The sequence below is a fragment of the Stenotrophomonas sp. YJH_SMC_135 genome, from assembly GCF_059372355.1.
The window spans coordinates 636,959-663,454 of sequence record NZ_JCAFVN010000002.1; the positions used below are offsets into that span (position 1 = coordinate 636,959).

28 protein-coding genes and 1 other RNA gene are annotated in these 26,496 nt (G+C 67.5%); 11 read left to right on the top strand and 18 right to left on the bottom strand.

All coding sequences use genetic code 11. The features are described 5' to 3' along the window. The first annotated feature begins 285 nt into the window (after window positions 1–285). Both mpl and AC5P98_RS09460 read left to right on the top strand, forming a co-directional pair. Window positions 286–1,650, top strand: a complete 1,365-nt coding sequence (gene mpl / locus AC5P98_RS09455; RefSeq protein ID WP_049407684.1) for a UDP-N-acetylmuramate:L-alanyl-gamma-D-glutamyl-meso-diaminopimelate ligase — start codon at window positions 286–288, stop codon at window positions 1,648–1,650. Next, a complete protein-coding gene (locus AC5P98_RS09460) occupies window positions 1,647–2,225 on the top strand; it encodes an LON peptidase substrate-binding domain-containing protein (RefSeq protein WP_032956024.1) in 579 nt (192 codons plus the stop codon). The genes mpl and AC5P98_RS09460 overlap by 4 nt, the downstream gene beginning before the upstream one ends. A gap of 177 nt (window positions 2,226–2,402) precedes the next feature. Here the strand turns inward: AC5P98_RS09460 and AC5P98_RS09465 are convergent, their stop codons facing one another. Next, window positions 2,403–4,400 carry a bifunctional DedA family/phosphatase PAP2 family protein gene (locus tag AC5P98_RS09465; protein ID WP_099475712.1) on the bottom strand — a complete coding sequence of 666 codons (1,998 nt, stop codon included), beginning with the start codon at window positions 4,398–4,400 and terminating at the stop codon, window positions 2,403–2,405. Between the two features lie 85 nt (window positions 4,401–4,485). On the opposite strand from AC5P98_RS09465, the gene AC5P98_RS09470 reads away from it, so the two are divergent. Together AC5P98_RS09470 and AC5P98_RS09475 are read left to right on the top strand one after the other, a co-directional pair. Continuing rightward, window positions 4,486–5,148, top strand: a complete 663-nt coding sequence (locus AC5P98_RS09470) for a serine/threonine-protein kinase (RefSeq protein WP_014648307.1) — start codon at window positions 4,486–4,488, stop codon at window positions 5,146–5,148. Then, window positions 5,145–5,651: a DUF2867 domain-containing protein gene (locus AC5P98_RS09475; protein ID WP_049407679.1), complete on the top strand. Its 507-nt coding sequence runs from the start codon at window positions 5,145–5,147 to the stop codon at window positions 5,649–5,651. The genes AC5P98_RS09470 and AC5P98_RS09475 overlap by 4 nt, the downstream gene beginning before the upstream one ends. A 110-nt stretch (window positions 5,652–5,761) precedes the next feature. Here the strand turns inward: AC5P98_RS09475 and AC5P98_RS09480 are convergent, their stop codons facing one another. Then, entirely contained in the window at window positions 5,762–6,445 is a 684-nt protein-coding gene (locus AC5P98_RS09480) for a hypothetical protein (RefSeq protein WP_032956036.1), read from the bottom strand. A gap of 108 nt (window positions 6,446–6,553) precedes the next feature. Here AC5P98_RS09480 and AC5P98_RS09485 point away from each other — a divergent pair, with 108 nt between their 5' ends. Both AC5P98_RS09485 and AC5P98_RS09490 read left to right on the top strand, forming a co-directional pair. Then, window positions 6,554–7,372: an SDR family oxidoreductase gene (locus tag AC5P98_RS09485; RefSeq protein WP_014648303.1), complete on the top strand. Its 819-nt coding sequence runs from the start codon at window positions 6,554–6,556 to the stop codon at window positions 7,370–7,372. A 93-nt stretch (window positions 7,373–7,465) separates the two neighbouring features. Continuing rightward, window positions 7,466–8,458, top strand: coding sequence for a YiiG family protein (locus AC5P98_RS09490; protein WP_049407676.1), 993 nt, complete (start codon window positions 7,466–7,468; stop codon window positions 8,456–8,458). A gap of 55 nt (window positions 8,459–8,513) precedes the next feature. Here AC5P98_RS09490 and AC5P98_RS09495 read toward each other — a convergent pair whose 3' ends face one another. Then, window positions 8,514–9,386: an ion transporter gene (locus AC5P98_RS09495; protein ID WP_014648300.1), complete on the bottom strand. Its 873-nt coding sequence runs from the start codon at window positions 9,384–9,386 to the stop codon at window positions 8,514–8,516. A 63-nt stretch (window positions 9,387–9,449) separates the two neighbouring features. On the opposite strand from AC5P98_RS09495, the gene AC5P98_RS09500 reads away from it, so the two are divergent. Continuing rightward, window positions 9,450–10,676, top strand: a complete 1,227-nt coding sequence (locus tag AC5P98_RS09500; protein ID WP_049407674.1) for an acetylornithine transaminase — start codon at window positions 9,450–9,452, stop codon at window positions 10,674–10,676. Window positions 10,677–10,820: 144 nt separating this feature from the next. On the opposite strand, the gene AC5P98_RS09505 is transcribed toward AC5P98_RS09500, so the two are convergent. Continuing rightward, a complete protein-coding gene (locus AC5P98_RS09505; RefSeq protein ID WP_049407672.1) occupies window positions 10,821–11,423 on the bottom strand; it encodes an HAD-IA family hydrolase in 603 nt (200 codons plus the stop codon). A gap of 123 nt (window positions 11,424–11,546) precedes the next feature. Here AC5P98_RS09505 and azu point away from each other — a divergent pair, with 123 nt between their 5' ends. Further along, on the top strand, window positions 11,547–11,996 hold the full coding sequence (azu, locus tag AC5P98_RS09510; RefSeq protein WP_032956045.1) for an azurin: 450 nt from the start codon (window positions 11,547–11,549) through the stop codon (window positions 11,994–11,996). 72 nt (window positions 11,997–12,068) lie between these two features. Here azu and hemL read toward each other — a convergent pair whose 3' ends face one another. Both hemL and thiE read right to left on the bottom strand, forming a co-directional pair. Continuing rightward, the gene (hemL, locus tag AC5P98_RS09515; RefSeq protein ID WP_049407023.1) at window positions 12,069–13,358 is read right to left on the bottom strand and encodes a glutamate-1-semialdehyde 2,1-aminomutase; all 1,290 of its coding nucleotides are present in this window, start codon (window positions 13,356–13,358) and stop codon (window positions 12,069–12,071) included. Between the two features lie 16 nt (window positions 13,359–13,374). Further along, a complete protein-coding gene (gene thiE / locus AC5P98_RS09520) occupies window positions 13,375–14,001 on the bottom strand; it encodes a thiamine phosphate synthase (RefSeq protein WP_049407021.1) in 627 nt (208 codons plus the stop codon). Window positions 14,002–14,035: 34 nt separating this feature from the next. Between thiE and AC5P98_RS09525 the strand changes: the two genes are divergently transcribed. Beyond that, on the top strand, window positions 14,036–14,260 hold the full coding sequence (locus tag AC5P98_RS09525) for a rubredoxin (protein ID WP_075076014.1): 225 nt from the start codon (window positions 14,036–14,038) through the stop codon (window positions 14,258–14,260). Between the two features lie 40 nt (window positions 14,261–14,300). Here the strand turns inward: AC5P98_RS09525 and AC5P98_RS09530 are convergent, their stop codons facing one another. From AC5P98_RS09530 to AC5P98_RS09565, 8 genes are all read right to left on the bottom strand, one after another. Then, window positions 14,301–15,146, bottom strand: coding sequence for a SirB1 family protein (locus AC5P98_RS09530; protein ID WP_024957828.1), 846 nt, complete (start codon window positions 15,144–15,146; stop codon window positions 14,301–14,303). A gap of 158 nt (window positions 15,147–15,304) precedes the next feature. Next, complete coding sequence (locus AC5P98_RS09535; protein WP_014648292.1) at window positions 15,305–15,751, bottom strand: DUF192 domain-containing protein; 447 nt, start codon at window positions 15,749–15,751, stop codon at window positions 15,305–15,307. A 21-nt stretch (window positions 15,752–15,772) separates the two neighbouring features. Then, window positions 15,773–16,420 (bottom strand): ribose-5-phosphate isomerase RpiA, encoded by a 648-nt coding sequence (gene rpiA / locus AC5P98_RS09540; protein WP_014648291.1) that lies wholly within the window; start codon window positions 16,418–16,420, stop codon window positions 15,773–15,775. 22 nt (window positions 16,421–16,442) lie between these two features. Beyond that, the gene (locus AC5P98_RS09545; RefSeq protein WP_014648290.1) at window positions 16,443–16,922 is read right to left on the bottom strand and encodes an EVE domain-containing protein; all 480 of its coding nucleotides are present in this window, start codon (window positions 16,920–16,922) and stop codon (window positions 16,443–16,445) included. Next, on the bottom strand, window positions 16,919–17,512 hold the full coding sequence (locus AC5P98_RS09550; protein WP_049407012.1) for a 5-formyltetrahydrofolate cyclo-ligase: 594 nt from the start codon (window positions 17,510–17,512) through the stop codon (window positions 16,919–16,921). Before AC5P98_RS09550 ends, AC5P98_RS09545 begins: the two co-directional genes overlap by 4 nt. Window positions 17,513–17,595: 83 nt before the next feature. Beyond that, window positions 17,596–17,781, bottom strand: a non-coding RNA gene (gene ssrS, locus AC5P98_RS09555) — 6S RNA. 153 nt (window positions 17,782–17,934) lie between these two features. Next, window positions 17,935–18,231 (bottom strand): cell division protein ZapA, encoded by a 297-nt coding sequence (locus tag AC5P98_RS09560; RefSeq protein ID WP_005410899.1) that lies wholly within the window; start codon window positions 18,229–18,231, stop codon window positions 17,935–17,937. Continuing rightward, a complete protein-coding gene (locus AC5P98_RS09565; RefSeq protein ID WP_005410898.1) occupies window positions 18,228–18,449 on the bottom strand; it encodes a TIGR02449 family protein in 222 nt (73 codons plus the stop codon). The genes AC5P98_RS09560 and AC5P98_RS09565 overlap by 4 nt, the downstream gene beginning before the upstream one ends. A 154-nt stretch (window positions 18,450–18,603) precedes the next feature. On the opposite strand from AC5P98_RS09565, the gene AC5P98_RS09570 reads away from it, so the two are divergent. Both AC5P98_RS09570 and AC5P98_RS09575 read left to right on the top strand, forming a co-directional pair. Beyond that, window positions 18,604–19,152: a YecA/YgfB family protein gene (locus tag AC5P98_RS09570; RefSeq protein WP_014648288.1), complete on the top strand. Its 549-nt coding sequence runs from the start codon at window positions 18,604–18,606 to the stop codon at window positions 19,150–19,152. A 5-nt stretch (window positions 19,153–19,157) separates the two neighbouring features. Further along, complete coding sequence (locus AC5P98_RS09575) at window positions 19,158–20,480, top strand: aminopeptidase P N-terminal domain-containing protein (protein ID WP_087786593.1); 1,323 nt, start codon at window positions 19,158–19,160, stop codon at window positions 20,478–20,480. A 484-nt stretch (window positions 20,481–20,964) separates the two neighbouring features. On the opposite strand, the gene pepQ is transcribed toward AC5P98_RS09575, so the two are convergent. The 4 genes from pepQ to hemW all read right to left on the bottom strand — a co-directional run bounded on the left by pepQ (window position 20,965) and on the right by hemW (window position 26,450). Continuing rightward, a complete protein-coding gene (pepQ, locus tag AC5P98_RS09580) occupies window positions 20,965–22,296 on the bottom strand; it encodes a Xaa-Pro dipeptidase (protein ID WP_046432334.1) in 1,332 nt (443 codons plus the stop codon). A gap of 75 nt (window positions 22,297–22,371) precedes the next feature. Next, window positions 22,372–22,746, bottom strand: coding sequence for a PilZ domain-containing protein (locus AC5P98_RS09585; RefSeq protein ID WP_014648285.1), 375 nt, complete (start codon window positions 22,744–22,746; stop codon window positions 22,372–22,374). Then, window positions 22,743–25,022, bottom strand: a complete 2,280-nt coding sequence (locus AC5P98_RS09590) for a DUF1631 family protein (protein WP_049408048.1) — start codon at window positions 25,020–25,022, stop codon at window positions 22,743–22,745. The genes AC5P98_RS09585 and AC5P98_RS09590 overlap by 4 nt, the downstream gene beginning before the upstream one ends. 201 nt (window positions 25,023–25,223) lie before the next feature. After that, window positions 25,224–26,450: a radical SAM family heme chaperone HemW gene (gene hemW / locus AC5P98_RS09595; protein WP_049408050.1), complete on the bottom strand. Its 1,227-nt coding sequence runs from the start codon at window positions 26,448–26,450 to the stop codon at window positions 25,224–25,226. Window positions 26,451–26,496: the final 46 nt, after the last annotated feature.

Below are 26,496 nucleotides of genomic sequence, written 5' to 3' on the forward strand. Positions count from 1 at the left end.
CACAGGCCTGGTCCGCGAGGATCAGGCCTGTGTCGTTTGACAGGCGCCAGCGAAGGGCTTGCTCAGGGCCCCGCAGCATGAGCTCCCTTGGGGATGGCCTCTTGGGGAGTAGGACCGGTTCGGGTACTGCGGCTGGCAGTTCGAATTGTGTCCGGGTTCACAGAACATCGCTATCGGGAATTCCCTGACAGCTGATTGGAGTTTTCTCACATCCCGTGTAGGGGTTGTCTTACCCGATAGCGGACATTGGCCCTATACAGCCGTCATCGGTCACAATCCTCGGTCATGAGCAGCGTACATATCCTTGCAATTGCCGGCACCTTCATGGGCGGCGTGGCCGCCCTGGCGCGGGAACTCGGGCATTCCGTCAGCGGCAGCGACCAGGCCATCTACCCGCCGATGTCGACCCAGCTCGAACAGCTGGGCATCACCCTGGACCAGGGCTACCGTGCCGACAGCGTGCCGGCCGGCACCGACGAGGTAGTGATCGGCAACGCGCTGTCGCGCGGCAATGCCGCCGTGGAAGCCGTGCTCGATGCCGGCCAGCGCTATATATCCGGCGCGCAGTGGCTGTCCGAGCAGGTGCTGCCGGGCCGCGACACGCTGGCCGTGGCCGGTACCCATGGCAAGACCACCACCACCACCATCCTCACCTGGCTGCTGGAAAGTGCAGGGCGCTCGCCCGGCTTCCTGATCGGCGGCGTCGCCGAGGATTTCGGAGTCTCCGCGCGCCTGGGCCAGGGCCGCGAGTTCGTGGTCGAAGCCGATGAGTACGACACGGCTTTCTTCGACAAGCGCAGCAAGTTCGTGCACTACCGGCCGCTGGTGGCCATCCTCAACAATCTTGAATACGACCACGCCGACATCTTCCCGGACGTGGCGGCGATCCAGCGCCAGTTCCATCACCTGGTGCGCACGGTGCCGGCGCGTGGCCGCCTGATCGTCAACGGCGAGGATCAGCACCTGGCCGAAGTGCTGGCGATGGGCTGCTGGACCCCGGTCGAGCGGTTTGGTTTCGATCCCTCGCTGGAGTGGCATGCCGAGCTGCTGGCCGCCGATGGCAGCGCGTTCCGCGTGCACCATCGTGGGCAGGCGCTGGGCGACGTGCAGTGGTCGCTGCTGGGCCGCCACAACGTGCTCAACGGGCTGGCCGCGCTGGCCGCTGCGCATGCAGTGGGCGTGGCGCCGGCCGCGGTGATCCCGGCGCTGGCGCGCTTCCGCAGCGTCAAGCGCCGCATGGAAGTGATCGGCAGCCATGGCGGCATCACCGTCTACGATGATTTCGCCCATCACCCCACCGCGATCGCCACCACGCTGGAGGGCCTGCGTGCCAGGGTCGGCGATGCGCGCATCGTGGTTGCGATGGAACCGCGCAGCAACTCGATGCGGTTGGGCGCACATGCGCAGGCACTGGCACCGTCGCTGGCGCTGGCTGATGAAGTGGTGTTCCTGCATCGCCCGGAACTGGCCTGGGATGCCGCTGCGGTGATCGCTGCGGTACGTGGTGACGCCCACGCGGTGCCGGATACCGACGCGTTGCTGGAACAGCTGCAGGCCAGCGCGCGCAGCGGCGACCACGTGGTGTTCATGTCCAACGGTGGCTTCGACGGCGCCCCGCGCCGCTTCCTCGCCGCGTTGCAGGCCCGATGAGCGTCGACAGCCCGCTGCCGCTGTTTCCGCTGCACACCACGCTGGTGCCGGGTGCGGCGGTGGGCCTGCGCGTGTTCGAGCGCCGCTATCTGGACCTGGTCCGCGACAGCGGCCGCAGTGGTGAGGGGTTCGGTGTCTGCCTGATCCTCGATGGCGAGGAAGTCGGCGCACCGGCGACGCCGGCGGCCTACGGTGTGCAGGTGCGCATCGAAGACTTCGATGTCGGCGCCGATGGCGTGCTGCAGCTTCGCCTGCGCGGCACCCGCCGTTTCCATGTGGAGCGTACCCGCGTGCGCGACAACGGCCTGGTGGTGGCCGACGTGCGCTGGTGCGAGGAAGACCCGGACGACGAACTGCGACCACAGCACGCGCTGCTGGCCACGGTGCTGGGGCACATCATCGAACAGGCCGGCGAGGCCTATGCGCCGTCCAACCCGGCGTTGCTGGACCAGGCCAGCTGGGTCGGCTGGCGGCTGGCCGAGCTGTTGCCGCTGAGCGAGCAGCAGCGCCTGCAGCTGCTGCAGATGGACGACCCGCACCAGCGATTGCAGCAGTTGCTGGGCTGGATGCCGTAGCAGCCTGCCTTGGGTGGGTGTGCACCTTGGTGCACACGCTGGGGCATGCGTGGAATGCCATCCACGCACGGCGTGGATCTACTGTAGAGCCGAGCCTATGCTCGGCTTGGTGGTTCCCGCGAAGAGCAGCCGAGCATGGGCTCGGCTCTACAGTGGGTGATCGCGCACCGGTGCCGGTCAGGGCGCCGTGGTCTTCAACCGCAGCACCGGCAACCCGGTTTCGCTGTGCAAGTCCTCGCGCTGCGGCAGGTCCTGCACGGCGTCCTTCACTGCGTTGAGCGCCGGGTCGACGCCACGCAGCGGGTGCCACATGCCGATCCACTCGAAATGACGCTCGTAGCGCAGGGTCTGCGCACTGCCCAGCCATAGCGGCGTACTGCCCGGTTGCAACTGCGCAGGGGCTGGCCACAGGCGCAGTACGTAGCGCTCATCGCGGTGTGTACCCGGGCGCACCATCAACAGCGCTTCCACGCGCGTGTCCAGCGTGGCTGGCAGCACCGGCAGTTCGTCGGCACCCGTGTTCTTGTCCAGCATCAGCAGCGCCTCCTGCCAGCCGGCCTGTTCCTGCCGCTTCCAGCCGCGTGCTTCCAGCTGCGCCTGCAGCGGGGCCAGCGGGCCCGCCACCTGCACGTCCAGCGGCCAGCGCTGATCGTCGTCGAACTCGTTGCGGCGCGCCGGCAGTGTCGCCCAGTCGTGCTGCCACCAGGCCTGCATGTCCATCGCCTGCGCCGCCGGCAGGGTCGGCTCGAAGCGTTCCAGCTTCACCGGAATGTGGCGCGGCGCGTACCACATCGCCGCCACGGCGAAGACACCGTAGAACAGCCACGCCACCGGCTTCACCCAGAACGAGCGGTTGAAGCGGCGGCGGTAGGCGATGCCCAGCACCAGCAGCCAGAACGTGCCGAACAGCATGCCGCCGATCACATCGCTCAGCCAGTGCGCGCCCAGGTACAGGCGCGAGAAGCCGATCAGGCTGACCACGATGCCCGACACCAGGTACGGCCAGACACGGGTGCGGCCAGGCATCTCGCGGGCGATCAGCACCGCGAAGAAGCCGAAGGTGATGGTGGCCATGGTCACCGACACCGACGGGAAGCCAAAGCCACTGCTGGCATCGACCGGTCGCACCACATCCACCGTTGCGCCGAGCAGCATGGTCAACGCCAGGCCGAAGGCAAGCGCGGCCAGCCAGTGCGCGGCTGCCATCCAGCGGCGGCGCCAGATCAGGTAGCCCATCGCTGCAGCGGTGGCCGGCAACAACACCTGCCAGGCGCCCAGCGATGCCAGCGCGGCCATCGGGTAATCGGCAAGCGGATTGCGCAGCGCCAGCATGGCCTGGTGCACCAGCAGGTCGATCGCCAGCGGCTCGCCATGGGCGACCACCACGGTCAGCAGCGCGAACCAGCCCCAGCCCAGCACCAGCAGCATCAGCGCCAGCATCGCCAGCGGCACCGACTCGCGGCGCTTCGGGTCCAGCACACCGACGGTGTAGCGGCCCAGCGTCGGGTGTCGGTTGGACCAGTCCAGCAGCCGCGCCAGCCAGTTGTCCATGCGCGCGGCCGACCAGCGGTAGCCGTACAGCACGATGGCCCAGACCAGGCCGAGGATCACTGCCAGCAGGCCGACCACCACCACCAGGCGCCCTGCGACGGCGGCCACCGCGTCGTAGGCCTCGCCGAGCACCCAGCCCGGTGCCAGGAACAGCACCGCCCACGAAATGCTGGCGATGCCACTGGCCTGCATGTAGCGGCTGGCCGGCATTTTCATCATGCCGGCGATGGCCGGCACGAACGGCCGGATCGCGCCCACGTAGCGTGCTACCAGGATGCTCTTGAAGGCATTGCGGCGGAACAGGTTTTCGCCGCGGTCGAGCAGCTGCGGGTAACGGCTGAAGGGCCACACGCCACGCAGGCGGTCACCCCAGCGGCGCCCGATCCAGTAACTGATGCCATCACCGGCGAATGCGCCCAGTGCGGCTGCCGCCACCGCATACGGCCCGGAGATCTGGCCCAGCCCGATGAACACGCCCACCGCGAACAGCAGCGGCAGGGCCGGCACGATGGCGCCGAGAATGATCACCGCATCGCAGAAGGCGATGAGGAAGATAACGGCACCCGCCAGCACGGGGTGAGCGGCAATCCACGCGAGGGTGGCGTCGATCCATGAAGAGTCCATTGCCCGATTATAGGGGCGTGAAGGTGACTGGTTCCCAGCCGCTTGGTGACCGTTTGCAACGGGCGCCATCGCCTAGAATGGGCACATGCCGCATTCGTCAGACACGCCCTCGCACGCCCTGAAGGCCGACAGCTTCGGTCGCATCCTCCTTGTGGAAGGGCCGGCCGGCTCCTTTGTACGCCGTGATCTGGGCGCCACACCACTGTGGTTGCGGCTGCCGGCCTGGTGGCTGGCCCGCCGTGAAGCACGCGCACTGCGCCACATCCACGGCATGGCCGATGTGCCGCAGCTGCTGGCGTGGGATGGACGTCATCTCGACCGCAGCTTCATGGCCGGCGACGCCATGTACCAGCGTCCGCCTCGCGGTGACCTGGCCTGGTTCCGCGCCGCGCGTCGCCTGCTGCAGCAGCTGCATCGCAATGGCGTGGCCCACAACGATCTGGCCAAGGAAGCCAACTGGCTGGTCACCGACGATGGCCGCCCGGCGCTGATCGACTTCCAGCTGGCGGTGATCGGCAACCCGCGCTCGCGCTGGATGCGCCTGCTGGCCCGTGAGGACCTGCGCCACCTGCTCAAGCACAAGCGCATGTACTGCCGCGAGTCGCTCACCCCGGTGGAAAAGCGGGTGCTCAAGCGCACCTCCTGGGTGCGCGAGCTGTGGTTCGCCACCGGCAAGCCGGTCTACCGCTTCGTCACCCGCCGCATCCTGCATTGGGAAGACAACGAGGGGCAGGGGCCGAAGCCGTGAGCCGTACGCAGGTGGTGACCGGCCCGCCGAGCGCGGGCAGCATCCTGCGCCCACAGCTGGCCGGTGCCGACTTCGTGCACGCCTGCCAGACGACCACCCGTCGCGATGGGCGCTCGGCCTTGCAGGCCTATCGCGACATGGCGGCGACCATTCCCGGCTGGTTCGATGGGCTGATGGCGCTGCGCAATCGCGGCATGCGCCTGCTCGGCATGAAGCACCTGGGCTCGTTGCGCGCGGTGCAGGACATCGCGCAGCCGCGTCCGGGGCAACGGCTGGGCATCTTCACCCTGCAGTCGCTGGATGACGATGCCATCGTGCTGGAAGACGACGACCGCCACCTGCGTGTGCAGCTGGCCCTGCAGTGGCAGGGCGATGTGCTGGAAGTGGCGACGGTGGTCCATACGCACAACGCGTTCGGGCGCGTGTACATGCTGCCGGTTGCACCCGTGCATCGGCTGATCGTGCCGCATCTGCTGAGGAAGCAGGTGCAGGGGTACCGGTAGATCCACGCCATGCGCGGGTGCGCCCGCTGTCGACCTTGATGTAGCGCCGAGCCATGCTCGGCTGCATTCAATGGGCCGAGCATGGCCCGGCGCTACAGGCGCCGGTGACCTTACGGCGTCGCCGGCACCACCTGCTGGCCAATGAAGTTGCGCTTGGCGTCGAAGTCGTACGCGATCTGCAGCTGGCCCACATCCGGGCAGGCGTGGCAGTCGCGCAGCGGCGTGCGGTACAGCAGGCGGACGCCACCGTTCTCCAGCGGCGTGGCCCCGGCCGACTGCGCCGGTGCGAACGGCGTGGCCTGCGGGTGGTCCTTCAGCAGGGCCTGCACGGCGGGGTCGGCACGCAGGGTGTCGTCCAGCTGCACGGCATCCACATCGATGCGCTTGCCGGTGGCGTCGACCAGGCGGGTGCCCTCGTTGGTGTTGGCGCGGAACGGATACTCGACCGTCGCAATGCCCAGGCCTTCGTTCTCGTGCCAGGCCGTCACGTAGGCCAGCTCGCCCCCGGTGGACAGCTGTTCGGCGGCGGTGATCGCATCGGCGCTGGCGCCGCCGGCGCGCATCGCATCGCGCAGGCAATCACGCGTGGCGGCGTTCTCGCCCTGGCGGCAGGCGTTGAGGTCGCCATCCCACACCACGGCCTCGCTCCAGCGCAGCTTGCCGTCGGCGGCGGCCTTCTCTGCGCTGGGCGTGTCACCGGCAGGTGGCTCCTTGCCCGGTTCCGGCGAACGGCCCTGGCAGGCGGTCAGCAGGGCAAGCCCCAGGGCAGGCAGCAACAGGCGGGAACGGCGCATGGCGTGGACCTCGTGTGTTGTCTGGAGGCCCAAGTATCGTCAAGGCCGGGTGAACTCCACGTCGGCGCGGCATACTAGCGGCTCATTGCATACGCTGGAGTGTGGGACGTGGGCAGTCTGCAGGGCAAAACGCTTTTCATCACCGGTGCCTCGCGTGGCATCGGCCTGGCCATCGCACTGCGCGCTGCGCGCGACGGCGCCAACGTGGCCATTGCGGCCAAGTCGTCGGTGCCGAATCCGAAGCTGCCAGGCACCATCCATACCGCGGCCGAAGCGGTAACAGCAGCGGGCGGCCAGGGGCTGGCGCTGAAGTGCGACATCCGCGAGGAGGAGCAGGTACACGCCGCAGTTGCGGCCACGGTCGACACCTTCGGTGGCATCGACATCCTGGTCAACAATGCCAGCGCGATCTGGCTGCGTGGCACGCTGGATACGCCGATGAAGCGCTTCGACCTGATGCAGCAGGTCAATTCGCGCGGCAGCTTCCTGTGCGCGCAGGCCTGCCTGCCGTACCTGCTGCAGGCGCCGAACCCGCACATCCTCACTCTCGCGCCGCCGCCGAGCCTGGAACCGAAGTGGTGGGGCGCGCATACCGGCTACACGCTGGCGAAGATGGGCATGAGCTTCGTCACGCTCGGCCTGGCCGCGGAATTCGGCCCGCAGGGTGTGGCGGTGAACGCGCTGTGGCCGCGCACGGTGATCGCCACCGATGCGATCAACATGATTCCGGGCGTCGATGCGGCCGGCTGCCGCACGCCGCAGATCATGGCCGATGCTGCGCACGCGGTGCTGGTGCGCGAGGCGGCGGGTTTCCACGGCCAGTTCCTGATCGACGATGACGTGCTGGCACAGGCGGGTATCACCGATCTGTCCGGCTATGCGGTGGATCCATCGCGTCCGTTGCTGCCGGATCTGTTCCTGGAGTGATCGCGCGTCGCCGGCAGAGGCCGAGGGCTGCGACCTTCGGCCTGCTGCGCTAGAATGCGAGGCTGTAATCGTTTTCAACAAGGACGTGAACCCATGTCACGCACTCTTTCCGTCGCGGCGCTGGCCGCTTCGCTGTCGATTGTCCTGGCTGCCTGCGGCGGCAAGGCACCCGCAACCACTGGCGACGCCGGCCCTTCCAGCACGCCCGACGCCAGCGCGGCGCCGTCCGACGCACAGCAGCAGTTGACCGCCAAGCTCAACGCCTACATCGGCTGCTTCAACACGCTTGATTCGAAGACCCACGGCAGCATCGAGTCCTATACGCGCTGGATCAAGGACGTCGAGGCCGGCCCGAGCGGGCGCGAGACCCAGGTGTACGGTCCGTTCGAGATCAGCGATTACGACATGAAGCAGTGCGATGGCCCCGTGACCGAGGCGATGGCTGCCAAGCCGGCGCTGGCTGAGCTCGATGCCGCTGCTGGCCATTACCAGCAGGCGCTGAAGGCACTGGTGCCGCTCAGCAAGGACGCGCACGACTATTACGATCGCCAGGACTACGAAGACGACCAGTTCGCCAAGGGAAAGCAGCTGCACGCGCCCTTGATGGCCGCCTTCAAGGAGTTCGTGACTGCCAGCGAAACGTTCAACGCCGAGCTGGAGCGCCAGAACGACGCCGCCCAGCGCGAGCAGCTCAAGGTATTGGAACAGGCCGAGGGACGCACGCGCGAGTACTACCGTCTGGCAATGATGCTGGAAGCCAAGGCCATCATGGATCTGATGAGTGAGGATGACTTCGATCAGGCCAAGGCGCGCGAGCGCCTGGATGCGTTCAACCGCATTTCCGACGAAGCGCATGCGAAGGTGGCTGATCAGGAGCCGGGCAAGCTGGACTGGAACAGCTTCGAGCGTGAAGCCGAGAACTTCCGTCGCGAAGGCAAGGAGCGGCTGCAGCGCGTCAGCGAGAAAAAGCCTTACAGCGATTTCGAACGGCGCATGCTGGATTCGCCTTCGATGGCGCCGCGTGGCTCTGCCAGCAAGCTGATGCAGGAATACAACTCGCTCGTTTTCCAGAGCAACCGCCAGTAGCGCTCCCGCTCATGGCGTGATCAGCGAGCGCCGGTGTACATCGCCGGCGCTCGCATCAATGACTGAACGCATCCGGCAGTTCGCCGCCGCACTTGCGGCAATGCCGGGCATCCGGCTCGTGGCCTTCCAGCCCGCAGTGCGGGCAGCCACGCGCATCGCGGCGCGCGGCCAGCTCGGCTTCGCGCATGGTGCTGGCCAGCTCCGCGGTGTAGATGCCGGTGGGCACGGCGATGATGCTGTAGCCGATCAGGATCAGCACCGACGTGACGAAGCGGCCAAGCACGGTCTGCGGCACGATGTCGCCGAAGCCGACCGTGGCCATGGTCACCACCGCCCAGTACATGCTGGCCGGGATGTTGGTGAAGCCGTGTTCGGGGCCCTCGATCACGTACATCAGCGCGCCGGCGATGATGGTGATGGTGATCACCGTGAACAGGAACACCAGCACCTTGCGCCTGCTGCGCCACAGCGACGTCATCAGCACGCCGCTTTCCTCGATGTAGCGGGTCAGCTTGAGGATGCGGAACACGCGCAGGATGCGCAGCGCGCGTACCACCAGCAGGCTCTGCGCGCCGGGGATGAACATCGACAGGTAGGCGGGCAGGATCGACAGCAGGTCGATGATGCCCCAGATGCTCACCGCGTAACGCAGCGGGCGCTTGACCACGGCCAGCCGCAGCAGGTACTCGGCGGTGAAGATGATCGTGAAAGCCCATTCCAGGATGTACAGGCCGGTGGACCATTCGGCATGCAGGTGCTGCACGCTGTCGATCATCACCACCAGGATGCTGGCGACGATCGCCACTACCAGGATCAGGTCGAAATTGCGCGAGGGCCGCGAGTCGTGGCGGTAGATGATGTCGAACCACCGGCGGCGCCAGCCGGTCTCGGTGGCGGGGTTCAGCTGGGGGGCAGAAAACGGTCGCATGGGCGCATTGTGCCGCAGGGGTTCCGGCGCGAGAATGGGGATTCCTGAACCCTGCCGACTGCCATGACCGCCGCTACCGATCCGCTGATCTCCCTTTCGCACTATTACCTGCCGGTCTACAAGCCCCGCCAGGTGGTACTGGAGCGAGGCCAGGGCGCCCGCGTGTGGGACAGCCAGGGCCGTGAGTTCATCGACCTGGCTGCCGGCATCGCCGTGTGCGGCCTGGGCCACAACGATCCGGACCTGGTGGCCGCACTGGTCGAGCAGGCCGGCAAGCTCTGGCACACCAGCAACGTGTTCTACAGTGCGCCGCCGCTGCACCTGGCCGAGGAGCTGGTGAAGGCCAGCCGCTTCGCCGAGCGCGTGTTCCTGTGCAACTCCGGCGCCGAAGCCAACGAAGTGGCGATCAAGATGGTCCGCAAGTGGGCCTCCAGCCAGGGCCGCCCGGCCGACAAGCGGGTGATCATCACCTTCCGTGGCAGTTTCCACGGCCGCACCCTGGGCGCGGTGACCGCCACTGCCCAGCCGAAGTACCAGGAAGGCTACGAGCCGCTGCCCGGCGGCTTCCGCTACATCGATTTCAACGATGAAGTACAGCTGGAAACCGCGATGGCCGCCGGCGACGTGGCGGCGGTGATGCTGGAGCCGATCCAGGGCGAGGGCGGCGTGATGCCGGCCAAGTCCGGTTTCCTCAAGCGCGTGCGCGAACTGTGCGACCAGCACAACGCACTGCTGGTGCTGGACGAGATCCAGGCCGGCATGGGCCGCACCGGCACGCTGTTCGCGCACTGGCAGGACGACGTGGTGCCGGACATGGTTACCCTGGCCAAGGCACTCGGTGGCGGCTTCCCGATCGGCGCGATGCTGGCCGGCCCGAAGGTGGCCGAGACCATGCAGTTCGGCGCGCACGGCACCACCTTTGGTGGCAACCCGCTGGCTGCTGCGGTGGCCCGCGTGGCGCTGCGCAAGCTGGCCTCGGCGGAGATCGCCGCCAACGTCAGTCGCCAGTCCAAGGCGCTGCGCGATGGCTTCGCCCGCATCAACGACGAGTTCGGTGTGTTCAGCGACGTGCGTGGTCGTGGCCTGATGCTGGGCGCGGTGCTGAGCAAGGACTTCGCCGGCCAGGCCGGTGCGATCCTCGACCACGCCGCCGAGCAGGGCCTACTGACCCTGCAGGCCGGCCCGGACGTGCTGCGCTTCGTGCCGTCGCTGAACATCACCGACGAAGAAGTGGCCGAAGGCCTGAAGCGCCTGCGCGCGGCGATTGCCGCGTTCATCACCGCGCGCTGAGGCCATCATGCCGGGGTCGGACCCCTCTCCTGCGGAGAGGGCTCTGACCCCGTTGCTGAGGAATGCCCGTAGAGCCGAGCCTATGCTCGGTTCATCGCGATGCCAGGCCACAGCAGCCGAGCATGGGCTCGGCTCTATAGTGGTTCACGCAATCCGGTAACGCTTCAACACCTTGCCCAATCCCCGGCCATCGCGCACGGTTTCCGCGTGCAGGCCGGCAGCGCGCGCGCCACGCACATTGGCGAACAGGTCATCGACGAACAGCGTGCGCGATGGCGCTACGTTTAGTGCTTCCAGCGTGCGCAGAAACACCGCCGGCGCAGGTTTGCGCAGGCCGAAATCCGCACTGCAGAACACGCGCGCCTGCAGGGCAGGAAACAGTTCCGGCAGCAGGGTGGGCAATGCCTGCTGCATCAGCGCGCCGTTGTTGGTCAGCACCGCGATTGGCAGTTGCAGGGCCTGCAATCGTTGCAACACGGCCGCCTGAGGATGGCTGGCGGCCCGTCGCGCCGCGGTCCATGCAGCCACATCGACAGTCGTGCCCAGAAGCTCTCCCAGCTGCGCCAGATAGGCCGGGCCATCCAGCGTGCCATTGTCATGCGCTGCTTCCAGACCGCTGTCGTACAGCGCGGCCTGTACGGCGTGCGTCGGAACCTGCAGTGTCCGGGCCAGATGCAGCACGCGTTGCCCGCGCTGGTACTGCACCAGCACGCCATCCACATCCAGCAGCAACAGGTCGATCCGCATCGGCTGAGCATGCCATTGCGATGAGTGCGCGGGAAACCCTGGAGCTGGCATGCGACAGACGGTCGCAGACGGCGCCGCAGGGGGCTGCCTAGAATGGCGCTTGAATCCGCAGGAGATGCAATGATGAAGGCTTGGAGGGTGGCAGTGGGACTGGGTGCGCTGATGCTGGCGCCGTCGGCGATGGCGCGGGTGTGTGCGGTGAGCATCGACAGCACCGACCAGATGAGCTTCAGCAGCCGCGAGATCAAGGTTGCCGCTGATTGCACCGCCGTGGACCTGACCCTGCGCCATACCGGCAAGCTGGCGGTCACCGCGATGGGCCACAACTGGGTGCTGACCCGCAGCGCTGATTACCAGCCGGTGGCGATGGCGGGCATGCGCATGACCCTGGCTGACAGCTACCTGCCGAAGGCCGACAAGCGCGTGCTGGCGCACACCAAGGTGATCGGCGGCGGCGAGACCACGCGCGTGCGTTTCTCTACCCAGGGCCTGCAGAAAGGTGGCGACTACACCTTCTTCTGTTCGTTCCCCGGCCACTTCGCGATGATGAAGGGCAAGTTCCTCTTCGGTTAGAAAAAAAGGGGACGGAGGGGATTAAGTCGTTTGTGCACAAACGACTTAATCCCCTCCGTCCCCTTTTTGCGATCAGCCCTTGGTGGCCTTGAACGCCACGCGTGCAGCGGCGAGGGTGGCCTCGATCACCGCATCGTCGTGCGCGCTGGACAGGAAACCGGCTTCGTACGCCGACGGCGCCAGGAACACGCCCTGGTCCAGCATCGCATGGAAGAAGCGGTTGAACGCCGGGATGTCACAGGCAGTGGCCTGCGCATAGGTCTCCACCTTCTCGCTGGTGAAGAACAGCCCGAACATCGCGCCCACGCGGGTGGTGGTCACGGCCACGCCGGCTTCGGCGGCGGCCGCTTCCAGGCCGGCACACAGGCGCGCGGTGCGCTCGGCCAGGTCGGCGTGGAAGCCCGGCTGCTGGATCAGTTCCAGCATCGCCAGACCGGCGGCCATCGCCACCGGGTTGCCGCTCAGCGTACCTGCCTGGTAGATCGGGCCGGCCGGGGCGATCTGCTGCATCAGCTCGCGGCGGCCGCCGTAGGCCCCGACCGGCATGCCGCCGCCAATGATCTTGCCGAAGGTGGTCAGGTCCGGGGTGATGCCGTAGTGCGCCTGTGCGCCGCCGAGGGCGACGCGGAAGCCGGTCATCACCTCGTCGAAGATCAGCAGCGCGCCATGCTTCGTGCACAGTTCGCGCAGGTGCTGCAGGTAGCCCTCGCGCGGCGGGATGCAGTTGGCGTTGCCGACCACCGGCTCGATGATCAGGCCGGCAATGTCGTCACCCTGCTGCGCGAACAGCGCAGTGGCCGCTTCGAAATCGTTGTAGGGCAGGGTCAGGGTCAGTTCGCTCAGCCCGGCCGGGACGCCCGGCGAGGTCGGCACGCCCAGGGTCAGCATGCCGCTGCCGGCCTTGACCAGGAACGAGTCGCCATGGCCGTGATAGCAGCCTTCGAACTTCACGATGCGGTTGCGGCCGGTCGCACCACGCGCCAGGCGGATCGCCGACAGCGTGGCCTCGGTGCCGGAGTTGACCATGCGCACCATCTCGCACGACGGCACCAGGCGGGTGATGGTCTCGGCCATGGTCACTTCGGCTGCGCACGGCGCGCCGAAGGACAGGCCGTTGTCGATCGCCTTCTTCACCGCCTGGCGCACGGCCGGGTGGTTGTGGCCGACGATCATCGGGCCCCAGGAACCGACGTAGTCGATGTAGCGGTTGCCGTCGACGTCGTACAGGTAGGCGCCGTCGGCGCGCTCGACGAAGAACGGTTCGCCACCGACCGATTTGAACGCGCGTACCGGCGAATTGACGCCGCCCGGCAGCAGTTGCTGGGCGCGGGAGAACAGGGCGTGGGACTGGTCGTGGTTCATGGGGCTTTCCTGGGCGTTACGCGAACTGGGCGAGGTAGGCGCGCTGGGTCGCGACCGGGTCTTCGGCGGCGAACACGCTGCTGACCACGGCGACCAGATCGGCGCCGGCGTCGATGATGGGACCGACATTGTCCGGCGTCAGGCCGCCGATCGCCACCCGCGGCACGCCCAGTGCGGCGCTTTGCCGCAGCAGGTCGGTATGCGCGCGGCTGCTGGTGACCTTGGTCCTGGTCGGGAAGAACGCGCCGAAGGCCACGTAGCTGGCGCCGGCGGCCACGGCCTTCTCTGCATTGGCAAGCTGGTCGTAGCAGGAGGCGCCGATGATGGCCTCGGCACCGAGCAGGGCGCGTGCGCTGGGGATGTCACCGTCGGTGCCGCCGAGGTGCACCCCCGCCGCGCCAACGGCTTTGGCCAGCGCCGGGTCGTCGTTGACGATCAGCGGCACGCCGTGTTCCGCGCACAGCGCCTGCAGGGCGGTGGCCTGCTCCCGCCGCAGCGCGTCACTGGCGGTCTTGTTGCGGTACTGCAGCCAGGTGGCGCCAGCGGCCAGCAGCGGCGCGGTACGGGCCAGCAGGCGTGCGGTATCGGGCTCGTCCGGGGTGATCAGGTAGACGCCGCGGGGCGCCGGGGAAGCAGAAGTCATCGATGGCTACCGGTGAGTGGACCGCGATGGGACAATGGCGGCCCGTGAATCCAGCCCTGATTATCCGATGAGCGATGCCACCCCCACCACCTTGCGCACCTGGATGTGCGTGGTCTGCGGCTTCCTGTACAACGAAGCGGAGGGCCTGCCGGAGGAGGGCATCGCGCCGGGGACGCGCTGGGAGGACATTCCGGAGACCTGGACCTGCCCGGACTGCGGGGTCACCAAGGCCGATTTCGAGATGGTCGAGGTCGATTGATGAGGGTAGGTGTGGACCGTTGGTCCACACCCCGGCACCCTCAATGCAGCCGCGGCATCGGTCCGCCGAGGTCGATCAGCTTCTCGCGCAGCCACTGCGCATCACTGGCTTCCGGGTTGCGCTTCAGGTACTGCCCCAGGTCGTGGCGGGCACCGGCCAGGTACTCCAGTTGCAGGTAGGCCAGGCCGCGGTCACGCAGCGCATCGTCCTGCTCCGGGGCGAGCTTCAGCAGGCGGTCGGCACTGCGCGCGGCGCGGTCCCATTCGCCGGCCTCGGCATACACGCCGTGCAGGTTGCGCAGCATGCGCATCAGGATCGCGCGCGCCGGCGCCGGGTCCAGAATCTGCGCCAGCACCTGGTCGTCGGGCATCTGCCCGCCCAGGTGTGACTTGGCGCGTTCGCGCAGTTCGTCCACGTCCAGCGGGCGACCACCATTGAACGGGTCCATCACCAGCACGCCGTCGTCCACCGGCAGGCGCACCAGGAAGTGGCCGGGGAAGGACACGCCGTCGAGCGGAATGCCCAGCCGTCGCGCGACTTCCATCTGCACCAGCGCCAGCGAGATCGGGTTGCCCAGCCGGCGCTCGAATACCTGGTTGAGGTAGCTGTTGCGCGGGTCGTAATACTCGTCGTGGTCGCCGCTGTAGCCCAGCTCGTCGAACAGGTGGCGGTTGATCGCCGCCATCTTCAATGGACTGTTGTCGATGCTCTCCACTTCCGAGCGGAGGTGGTCGACGTGGCTCTGGATCAGCGCATCGTAGGTCGACGGCTGCAGATCGGGGTATTCATCGCGCGCGATCAGCAGCGCGGTCGGCAACAGTGGCAGCGCCTCGTCTTCGAGGTCGGCCAGTGCATCCCAGTCGGGGAGTGTGATCCGGTCCTGCATGGCCACAGACTGGCGTCATTCGCAGGCCGTTTCAAGCGGTGCCGCGTGAAAAATGCAGGGGTCAGATCCCTTTCGCGTGCGAAAGGGATCTGACCCCTGCAGGGTTGCCGGCCAGCGGCCGGCACTACTGCGGGTGCCGGGCGCAGCCCGGCCGTACCTTACTTTTCGATGCCCGGGCCGAATTTCAGCTCCGTGCCGTCCTTCAACTGCAGCTTCTCGGCCTGGCCGGCGTTGAGTTCCAGCACGTAGCGCGCCGGGCCACCGCTGGGGTAGGGCGGGCACATGTCGCCGGCCGAGCACGGCGGTACGTCGCGCTGCTGGCTGACCAGCCTGCGCTGGCTGTCGAAGTACAGGATGTCCAGCGCGATCCTGGTGTTCTTCATCCAGTACGCCTGCATTTCTTCGCGGTCGTGGATGAACAGCATGCCGTGGTCGGCCGCCATCTGGTCGCGGAACATCAGCCCGCGCGCGCGGGTTTCATCGTTGGTGGCCAGCTCCACCTGGTAGCGGGCGCCATCCAGTTCGACCCAATGGCGGGCCGCGTCGGTGGCACAGCCGGCCAGGGCCAGCAGCGGAAGCATCAGCAGCGAACGCAACAGCGACATCGTCAGGATCCTTCGGAAGGGTCAGAGCACGACCGGCGGCTCGCCGCCGACGATCACCACGTCGGCGCGACGGCGCGCGAACAGGCCCACGCAGACCACGCCCGGCAGTTGGTTGAGCTCGCGCTCCAGCTTTTCCGGATCGGTGATCTGCAGGTTGTGGATGTCCAGGATCTGGTTGCCATTGTCGGTGACCACGCCTTCGCGCCAGGTCGGCTGGCCGCCGGTCATGTCGCGGATCTGGCGGGCGACCAGGCTGCGCGCCATCGGGATCACTTCCACCGGCAGCGGGAACCTGCCCAGCACCGGCACCTGCTTGCTCGGGTCGACGATGCAGATGAAGCGCTCGCTGGCCTCGGCGATGATCTTCTCGCGGGTCAGTGCGGCGCCGCCGCCCTTGATCAGGCACTTGTTCGGATCGCACTCATCGGCGCCGTCCACGTACAGCGACAGGTTGCCGCTGTGGTTCAGCTCGATCACTTCGATGCCGTGCTGCTTCAGGCGCGCGGTGCTCTGCTCGGAGCTGGACACGGCGCCCTTGATGCGGTGCTGGATGCGGGCCAGGGCATCGATGAAATAGGCCACGGTGGAACCGGTGCCGACACCGACGATCATGCCGTCTTCGACGTATTCGATGGCTTTCTCGGCGGCCAGGCGCTTGGCTTCGGACATGGGAGAACTCTCAGGCAGGGAATCAGGATTTCTTTTCCAGCGACAGCAGCAGCTTCCACTGCGCGGCGGTCACCGGGAACACCGACAGGCGGTTGCCCTTGGCAACCAGCGGGAAGCCTTCGCCCAGTTCCTCGGCGTGCAGCTTGATCTCGTCCAGCGCGATCACCTGCTTCAGCTTGCGGTCGAAGGCCACGTCCACCAGCATCCAGCGCGGGTTCTCGCGCGTGCTCTTGGGGTCGTAGTAGTCGGATTTTGGATCGAACTGGGTGTCGTCCGGATAGGCGGTGCTGGCCACCGTGGCCAGGCCGACGATGCCCGGCACCTTGGTATTGGAGTGGTAGAACAGGATGCCGTCGCCCACCTGCATGCCATCGCGCATGAAGTTGCGCGCCTGGTAGTTGCGCACCCCGTTCCAGGGTTCGACCTTGACCTTGGCCAGGTCATCGATGGAGAAGGCGTCCGGTTCGGACTTCATCAGCCAGTAGCGCTTGCGGGCGGTCATGCGTTCACGGGGGCAGCGGAGGGGAACAGGGTGCCGTCTTCGGTGCAGATCGCATCCACCGGCACGTCCCACGACGCCACCGGCAAGGACTCGACCTGCTGCACCGCGAACGCAGCACCGACCAGCCAGGGCGGCGCCGGCCGGTCATGGCGGAAGGCGAAGCTGCGATCATACCAGCCGCCCCCCATGCCCAGCCGCCGGCACTGTGCGTCGAAGCCCACCAGCGGGGCCACCACCAGCGCCATCTGCGCCGGTTCCAGCGTATCGTCCAGCGCTACGTCCGGTTCGGGAATGCCGTAGCGGTTGCTGGTCAGCGCCTGTCCCGGCCGCCACGGCGCGAAGCGCAGCACCTCGCCGGCCAGCACCGGCAGGCAGTAGGTGAGGCCTTCGGGCAGTTGCAGCTGCCAGCGGTGCAGGGCGATTTCGCCATCCAGCGCCCAGTAGCCGGCCACGGCGCCTTCGCGCGGGGCGAACGGCAGGGCGAGCAGGGCATCGGCAAGGGATTCGGCGGCAGCAATGCGCTCACCGGCGGAAAGGTCGCGGCGGCGTTGCCGCAGGTCGTGGCGCAGGGCCCGGCGCGGGTCGGTCATGGCAGCGTGCGGCAAGGATCAGCCGCCATTGTGCCGGAAAGAACAAGGGCGACGCCCGAAGACGCCGCCCTTGCTGGAATATTGCATTCTCCGCAATGTCGATGCATGCGAAACGACCTTGAACCCGGGGGCTCAAGTGGGAACGCTGGAGAACCATCGGGCTTCCCGCTACAAGGCGGACCTGCACTCCCGGCGCTGTCGCGCTCCCGGTGTCGTTCTTAAGGGACAAGGCGAATGTTTGCACATGCCGTCGAGTACCGCAGAGAACGCGTGGCCATTATAGCCAGCATGCAGGATCTGGAAAGGCCGTTCGTCGGCAACAGTCCGTGCCAATTCAGATATGCGAAAAGGGGACGGAGGGGATTAAGACGTTTCCGGCACGGATGGGGCGAATGCGCCTTAATCCCCTCCGTCCCCTTTTTCTAGGGGGTGCCGTCGATCGCGCGGTCGAGGCGCCTGTTCAGGTCGGCCAGCGTCTGCTGCAGGGCCACGGCCTGGCGGGCGTTCTCGTCGCGCAGCAGCTGCAGTTCGTGGGCCAGGTTCAGTGCGGCCAGCACGGCGACGCGGTCGACGGCGGCCATGCGGTTGCTGCCGCGGATTTCGCGCATGCGCGCATCGAGCAGGCGCGCGGCGGCCATCAGGCTGTCGCGTTCATCGCCGCCGACACCCACCGTGTATTCACGATCGAGGATGCGGACACTGACCGGTTCGGCGCTCATGTGTGCTGCTCCAGGGATTTGAGCCGGCTGATCATTGCTTCCACCCGCGAGCGTGCCTGCTCGTTCTTGGCCAGCAGCGTGGAACGCTCGGCCACCAGCTGTTCCTGCTGGTGGCGCAGGCTGCGGTTCTCCTCGGCCAGGCGCTGGTTGCGTTCGAGCAACGCTTCCACGCGGGCGGCGAAGTCCTGCAGCTGGGCAAGGGGATCGGCGGGTTCCATGCGGGCACGATAGGCAAGCCGGGCAAGGGCGGTCAAGCGTTGTCGCAGCAAGGCCTGGCGGCCGCAGAGAGGACGCCGCCGGGTTGCTACACTACGGGGTCTCACGGGCGCGCGCGTGCGCGCCCCGGGTTTCCTTCTCCGAACGAGCCGCACGATGACCGAACTTCCCTCCGTCGACGACGTTACCCGCGCCAGCCAGGAACTGGGCCTGGGCGCTACCGCTGCCGAGCTGCACGGTGCGCTGTGTGGCTGGCTGGCCGCCGGTGGCGCCCCCGGCAACGACTGGCCGGCACGGGTGCTGGCCGACGACAACCTGCCGCCGGTGGCTGCCGACAGCGTGCTGGGGCAGCTGCTGCAGGCGACCATCAAGCAGCTGGAAGACCGCGACTTCGCCTTCGAACTGCTGCTGACAGACGGCGACGATGTGTCCGCGCAGGCCGATGCCATGTTCAGCTGGACCCGCTCGTTCCTGGGTGGTTTCGGCCTGGGCAGCGGCGGCCGTCGCCCGACCTTGTCCGAAGAGGGTGAAGAAGCGCTGACCGACATGGCCAGCCTGGCACGCGCCTCCAGCGAGGATTTCGAAGCGGGTGGCGATGATGACGACGAAGCACTGTCGGAGATCGAGGAGTTCATCCGCGTGGCGGTACTGCTGCTGCACGGTGACGTGGTGCTGGCCTCGCGCCATCGGCAGCGCCTGAACTGATGGACATCAAGCAGCGCACCGGCATCGCGGCCGGCGAATACAAGCGTCGGCGCCGCCAGCTGATGGACATGGCCGGCGAGGACGCGATCCTGGTGCTGCCGGCCGCGGCCGAGAAGGTGCGCAGCCTCGATACCCATTACCCGTTCCGCCAGGACTCGGACTTCCAGTACCTGAGCGGTTTCCCGGAGCCGGAGGCGGTATTGGTGCTGATCCCGGGCCGGCGCCACGGCGAGGCCATCCTGTTCTGCCGCGAACGTGATGCCGAGCGCGAAGCCTGGGACGGCAGCCGTGCCGGCCAGGAAGGCGCGGTGGCGCAGTACGGCATGGACGATGCGTACCCGATCGATGATCTGGACGACATCCTGCCGGGCCTGTTGGAAGGCCGTTCGCGCGTCTACTACCACTTCGGTCGCGACGCCGATTTCGACCTGAAGCTGATCGGCTGGGTCAACCGCGTGCGTTCGCAGGTGCGCCACGGCGCGCAGCCGCCGCATGAATTCCTTGAACTGGGCCATCTGCTGCACGAGCAGCGCCTGTTCAAGTCCGGTGCGGAAGTTGCATTGATGCACCACGCCGCCCAGATCAGCGTGCGTGCGCATCTGGCGGCGATGAAGGCTGCCAGGGCCGGCATCCACGAATACGAGCTGCAGGCCGAGCTGGAACGCGTGTTCCGCGCCAGCGATGCAGTGCCGGCGTATTGCAGCATCGTCGGTGCGGGCCGCAACGGTTGCATCCTGCATTACCGGGACAACAACGCGCGTTCGCGCGACGGCGAGCTGGTGCTGATCGACGCCGGTGCCGAGTACCGTGGCTACGCCAGCGACATCACCCGCACGTTCCCGGTGAATGGCCGCTTCAGCGCCGAGCAGCGTGCACTGCACGACCTGGTCGGCGATGCACAGGCCGCCGCGCTGGCCCAGGCCAGGCCGGGCGTGCCGTACGAGGCCGGTCACCTGGCCGCGGTGCAGACCCTGACCGAGGGCCTGCTGCGGCTGGGCCTGCTGAAGGGGACGCTGGAAAAGAACCTGTCCGAAGGCCTGTACCAGCGTTTCTACCGGCACAAAACCGGGCACTGGATCGGGCTGGACGTGCACGATGTGGGCGATTACCGCCTGGCGGGCGATTCGCGGCTGCTGGAGCCGGGCATGGCATTCACCATCGAGCCGGGGCTGTACATCGGCGTGGACGATACGACGGTGGAACCGCGCTGGCGCGGCATCGGCATCCGTACCGAGGATGATGTGCTGATCACCGACGACGGTCATCGCGTGCTGACCGAAGGCCTGGCGCGCAGCGCCGACGAGATTGAAGCGGTGATGGCGGGGTAAGGGGTGTTCTGCAGGGCTTGCAGCCCTGCACCCGCAGAGGCAACAGCAACAGCAACAGCAACAGCGCGCATTCCGTGGGATGGCGGGGCACTGTGGGTGTGCGGGGACGCCGTGAACCCATCCATGGGGGCTTGGTCGCGGCATCCATGCCGCTCACACCCCGCAAACCCACAGTACCCCGCCTTCGACAGGTTCACGCGGCTGTTGGCAACCGCGGTTATTGGCACGCGCGGCTGTTGGTAGGTGTCGACCTTGGTCGACACGGAGCGAGCGCAGCGAGCGACCCGCTTCTGCTTTTCTTTCTTCTTTTTCCGTGGTTGGACGCAGCAGGAAACTGTCAAAGGACGGGCGGGGGGGGGTGCAGGACCGTTGGCGCCATGGATGGCGCCATCGAGCCCCCATGGATGGGTTTACGGCGTGTCCTGCAAACCCACCCCGCCCGGCCAAGCGCGGCCTTTGATATCAGCGCCCAACCACGAGGGGCTCAGCCGTTGGCCGCCGCAAACGCCGGCCGCGTCAGGTTGTCCGCCTCGCCCTCAGTGCACAGCACTTCGTCTTCAATGCGGATGCCACCATACGGACGGAAGAAATCCACGCGGTCCCAGTTGATCGCATCACCATGGCCGGCATCCTTCACTTCGTTCAACAGCATGTCGATGAAGTACAGGCCCGGTTCAATGGTCACCACCATGCCCGGTTCCAGTACACGGGTCAGGCGCAGGTACGGGTGGCCCGCCGGGCGCTCGATGCGGCCGCCCTCGTCGCTGGCCGCGAAACCGGCCACGTCGTGCACCTGCAGGCCGATCAGGTGGCCGATGCCATGCGGGAAGAACGCGGCGCTGACGCCGGTCTCCAGCGCGGTCTGCGGCGAGACCTTGATCACGCCGAAGTCCTTCAGCACGCCCATCAGCGAAAGATGTGCGTCCACGTGCAGCTGCCTGTAGTCGAAGCCCGGGCGCACCGCTGCGCACATCTGCTGCTGGGCGGCGTCGACGGCAGCAATCATCGCAGCGAATTCGTCGTGGCCCTGCGCGGCGTAGGTACGGGTGATGTCGCTGGCGTAGCCGTGCGCGCTGGCGCCTGCATCGATCAGGAAGCTGCGCAGCGGCTGCGGCGCCTTGCGGCCCAGCTCGGTGTAATGCAGCACGGCGGCATGTTCATTGAGCGCCACGATGTTGCCGTAGGGCAGCTCGTTGGCATCCTGGCCCACTGCCTGGCAGTACGCCATGTGGATGCTGAATTCGTCGGCGCCGTTGCGGAACGCGGCTTCGGCGGCGCGGTGGCCGCGCACGCCCAGCACCTGCGCCTGGCGCATCAGCGCGATCTCATACGGCGTCTTGCTGCCGCGGTGCCATTCCAGGTAGTTCACCACCGGTGCCGGGTTGTTCGGCACGTACCTGCCCAGCGCGCTCTGCGGCTCGCCGAGGATCGCGCAGCGCGACGGGTCGGCCGGCAGCAGGGCCAGCGCCTCTTCGGGCTTGCGGATGATGTGGATGTCGAAGTGCTCCACCCACCAGCCACTCGGTGCGTCCGGTACCACGTGCCAGTAATCGAAGGGCTGGTGGAAGATCACCGCCGGGCGCTTGCCCGGGGTGAACACGATCCAGCTGTTGGGCACCCGGGTCAGCGGCAGCCAGGCCTTGAACTGCGGATTGACCGCGTACGGGTAGTCGCGATCGTCGAACACCTGGTAGTGCAGGGTGCCGCTGGGCACGACCAGATGGTCGAAGCCGCCGCGGGCCAACGCCTGTTCGGCACGTCGGCACAGCACGGCCAGGTGGTCGGGGTACAGGGCGCCGGGGTCTTGCTGGATCATTGCGGTGGCTCGACACGGAAAACGGCCCTAGATTCTGCCGCATACCGGGAAAAACCGCTGTGCTGGAACCGGCACTCAGGCCGTCGAAACCGGTGCCTCGTCGCTGTCTTCGCCTATCCACTGGCGCAGCAGCTGCCGATGTTCGCGTGACAGGGTGAGGAAGCGGAAACCGGTCCAGCTCTGGCCGGGCACATGCGCCGGCTCGCTCCACAGCAGGTGCACGCCCACGTCAATGGCCTCGTGGCGGCCGTCACCGATCGGCAACGGGAAGCGGAACTGGTACAGCGCGTCCTCGCGCAGCGGGGTGCTGGCCAGCATCAACATGCCAGTCTCGGAGACATTGCCGAGCCGGCCCACCACGCATTCGCGCATCTGGTCGGTGACCGGTACCAGGTCCGAGACCTGGCGACGCGGCGCGCGGCGGGTGTCCTGCGGCGGTTGCACGTTCAAACGGACGCCTCCTTGTAATGGCCACCGGCCAGCGCACGCAGCGCACCGAGGCTGGCCTGCCATGCGCGATCGACCAGCCGCCCCTTGTCTTCGGTGACCAGCTGCGCACGTCCGGCGCTGAGCTGCCGGGCCAGCGTATCAAGGTCGGTATCGGCGATCTTCTGCCCGCGCGGATTGACGAACAGGGCGTGACCGGTCAGCAGGCTGTACCAGGACAGGCGCTGGCGGCGCAGGGTGCCGTCACCGTTGTCGATGTCGAACCAGCTGCCAAAGGGCAGGGTCACGAGCTGCTGGTAGGCCGCCTCTTCGGCGCTGCTGCGCGGCGTGCGCGGGGCGTCGGCGCTGCCGCTGGCAGCATGTTCGCCCAGTCGTGCACGTGCCTTCAGGCGTGCACTGAGCTCGGTGCGCGAGGTGCTTTCATCCTCGCCTCCTGGCGTGGCCAGGCGGCGCGCAACGGCGGCGGCTTCCTCGGCGTGATAGCCGACCTGCACGAGCGCCGATTCCACCTCGTTGGCCAGCACTGCATCGGTGCCACCGTTGGCATCGACGGCCTGCGCGGTCACCGCGGCGATGCGCTCGGTCTGTAGCAGGCGTTCCTGCCACTGCGGCGAATCTTCGCCATGGCGCAGGCGGGTGAGGGTGAGTGCATCGGCCCAGGCCTGGCGCAGCAGGGTCTGCACGAAGCGCGGCGGCGCCTGTGTGTCGCAGCACTGGTCGATCTGCGCATTGGCCTGGCGACGCGCCAGTTCCAGCCGTTCCTTGCCACGCGCGGCCTCGACGTGGCGGCGCTCGGCCAGTTCGGCGCGATGGGCCGCCGCGCGCTGATGCTGCTGTACGTCTTCGTTGGCGGTGGCGAAGGCCTCGGGCGAGCGTGCATCCTGGCCGAGCAGACCCTGCACGCTCTGCGCCATGCGCTGCAGCAGCTGGGGATCCACGTCATCGTCGCCCAGCCAGTTGGCGCCGACTTCGGCAATCTGGTTGAGCAGTTCGCGTGCAGGGTGTTCATCGCGCACGAAGAAGCCGGGGTCGGCCATCGCCGCACGCGCCAGTGGTACCTGCAGGCGCGCCAGCAGGGCGGCCGGCACCGGGTCGGGGCGCTGCTGTTGCTGCACCTGCTGCATCAGCAGGCGCAGCAGGTCGAGGTTGTCGCGGTCGTGGCTGCCCAGCTGGGCCTGCGCGCCGTGCTCGCTGCGCAGCTGGGCGACCACCGCGGCCTGCAGGTCGGCGACGCCGGTGGCCGCGCTGGACTGGGCTTGCAGCCGCGCGAGGACCGCATCGACGGCCGCACTGGGCACGGCGGCGGTGTCCGCAGGAGGGGCAGTGGCATGGCGGGCCTGCTGCAGCAATTCATGCAGCGCACTGCCGGTGGACGTGGTCACGCCAGCGGTGGCTGCGCCCGGCGTACCCGCGTCGTTGAATGCGTCCTGCACCAGGTTCGACCAGGAACCGGCCGGAGCGGAGCCGTTCCAGCCGGTCAACGGCGCGGCGGAACGCTTGGCAGGCTGGGTCGTGCGGCCGCCGCCCACCGACTGGGTGATGATCCGCCGGGTGCTCGACGAGCGTGCCAGGTACGGGGTGTAGACCAGGCCCGGCAGCACGCCATGCTGGGCCAGCAGCGCATTGGCGCGGTCCAGCACATCGCCCAGGCGTTCCAGCACCTGCCGCTCGAAGCTGCGGTACAGCGCAAGCTGCACCTCCACGCCAAGGGCGTCCTGTTCGGCGATCCGGCGCACCATCGCGCACAGGGCCTGCGGTGCCAGTGGCAGGGTGTCGGCCTCGAACGCCGGCGCCGCCGCGAGCACGCCCAGGCGCTGTCCCAGCAGGTTCAACGTATTGGTTGAACGCAGGGTCTCGCGCCGGATCATTTCGGTCAGCAGCAGGTCGCGATCCACCTCGTGCTCATCGACCAGCGACAGGCCGAGCGTGCCCGGTAGCGGCGGCGGCGAAGCAGGGGCCGCAGCGGCGGTGGGCGGCTCGCGCAGGCCCGCCAGCGCTTCGGCCACGGCATCGAGCATGCGGTCGGCGAAATGGCCGGCGAAGGCGTGCAGCTGGCCACGCTGGGCCATCAGGTCCGCCTGCTGCATCGGATTGCGTGCACGGTCGGCGTCGTGCAGCAGCGTCTGCTCCAGCGCTTCGACGGTCAGGATCAGGGGCGCGGCCAGCGTTTGCCGGCACAGGCCGATCAACGCACCCAGCAGTTCACGCACCCGCGATGGCAGGTCGCTGGCGGCCAGGCGTGCTTTGTCGGCAGAGGTGATGGAAAAGACAGCTGACATCGGCGAGCGGTACCCGGATTCCCGCGGATCGATCCTGTGAATCTACCGTGTCGGCCGCAGTCGGCGCTACTTTAGGCTGAACGTGTCTCACGTTCATCGGGCAGGGCCGACGGATGAACGGTAGTGCCTGCCGCTGGCCGGCAGCGCTGTCTTTACCAGAGTGCCGGCCAGCGGCCGGCACTACCCGGTATGGCGGAAGGCTTATTCCTCCAGGAACAGGCTCACCACATCGTTGGTGAACCGGCGGCCCAGCTCGGTCGGCTGCACATGACCCCCCGCCACCTCCAGCCAGCCGCGCTGGACGGCCTCGGCCAACGGAGCGTCCAGCACGCCGCGCGGCAGCCCGGTGCGCGACTCGAAATCGCGAAGGCCGAACCCTTCGTGCAGGCGCAGCAGGTTGAGCATGTACTCGAACGGCAGGCGCTCGGCTGCGATCACATCGTCACCCCCGAAAGAGGCCGGCGTGCCAGCGCTGTCCAGGTAGGCCTGCGGATGCTTCAGCTTCCAGCGGCGCAGCACGTGTTCTTCGGCGCCCGAGCTGATCTTGCCGTGCGCACCGGCACCGATGCCCAGGTAATCGCCGAAACGCCAGTAGTTCAGGTTGTGCGCGCTTTGCCGGCCGGGGCGCGCATAGGCGCTGACCTCGTACTGGCCGAAACCAGCCTGTGCCAGCAATGCCTGGCAGTGTTCCTGCATGTCCCAGGCGTTGTCTTCATCGGGAATGCCCTGCGGCGGCCGCGCGAAGAACACCGTGTTCGGTTCCAGGGTCAGCTGGTAGTGCGAGATGTGCGCCGGTTGCAGTGCAAATGCACGCTCCAGGTCGGCCTCGGCGCCGGCCAGGGTCTGTTCCGGCAGCGCATACATCAGGTCGATGTTGAAATTGTCGTAGCCCGCATCCTGCGCCATCTTCACCGCGCGCTCGGCTTCGCCACTGTCGTGGATGCGGCCCAGGCGCTTGAGCATGGCGTCGTCGAAACTCTGGATGCCGAAGCTCAGGCGGTTCACGCCGGCCGCGCGGTAGCGGTCGAAACGGCCATGCTCGGCGGTGCCCGGGTTGGTTTCCAGGGTGATTTCGGCGTTGGGGGCAAAGCGCAGGCGCGCGCTGGCCTGCTGCAGGAAGCGGTCGATCGCTTCCGGCGGGAACAGGCTGGGCGTGCCGCCACCGAAGAACACGCTGTGCACCACCCGGCCCCAGACCAGCGGCAGGTCCTGGTCCAGGTCGCGCAGCAGTGCATCGATGTAGGCCTCGAACGGCAACTCGCCCTTGGCCTGGTGCGAATTGAAATCGCAGTACGGGCATTTGCGCACGCACCACGGCAGGTGCACGTACAGCGACAGCGGTGGCGGCACCAGCCGCGGTGCGCTGTCGTGGTCAGCGGAGCAGGCTTCGCCGGGCAGGTGGTTGCAGTGGTCGTGGGCGTGCGGCATGGGCTTCATCGGTAGTGCCGGCCGTTGGCCGGCTTCCCTGGTTCGA